Raw genomic sequence first — 752 nt, forward strand, 5'->3', positions numbered from 1 at the left:
GGATTCAGCAACAAGCGTGAATGCGCCTACACGTTCATTGTATAGGCCGAAGTTTTTCGAGAACGAGCTCGCAACGAGAATTTCTTTGTTGTATTTCGCGAAAGTACGTAGGCCAGCTGCGTCTTCTTCTACACCCTTAGCAAAGCCTTGGTATGCAAAGTCGAACAGAGGAAGCAGTTTCTTCTCAGCAATCAGCTTCGCTAGTGTTTCCCATTCTTCAGCAGTTGGATCGATGCCAGTTGGGTTGTGGCAGCAGCCGTGTAGAAGAACGATGTCACCTTCAGATGCAGCTTGAAGATCGTTTAGCATTGCATCGAAGTCTTTGTCTTTAGTTTCTGCGTTGTAGTAAGTGTATTGAGCCGTTTCTAGACCTGCAGCGGTAAACACGCCGTTGTGGTTTGCCCAAGTTGGGTTGCTGATCCAGATTTTTACGTTACCAAGTTGGCGTTTAATAAATTCACCCGCCACGCGTAATGCACCTGTACCACCAGGCGCTTGAGCTGTTTTCGCGCGTTTTTCCGCTACGATTTCAGCGTCTGCACCGAAAAGTAGTTTTTGTACCGCCAGACCGTACTCAGCAGTCCCTTCGATGGTTAGGTATGATTTGGTTTTTTCCGTTTCAATCAGTGCTGCTTCGGCTTTCTTTACGGTAGCAAGAACAGGTGTTTCGCCTTGTTCGTTTTTGTAAATACCAACGCCAAGGTTAATCTTTTCAGCGCGAGGATCTTTTTTAAATTCTTCAGTAAGGCCAA

The 752-nt window shown here is 46.4% G+C and carries 1 protein-coding gene; it reads right to left on the reverse strand.

What is annotated here, in order from left to right; genetic code table 11:
* The coding region (locus tag R7P74_RS26140; RefSeq protein WP_318123556.1) for an aromatic amino acid transaminase at positions 1 to 752 on the reverse strand (752 nt) is incomplete at both ends.

Source organism: Vibrio sp. 2033, assembly GCF_033339735.1.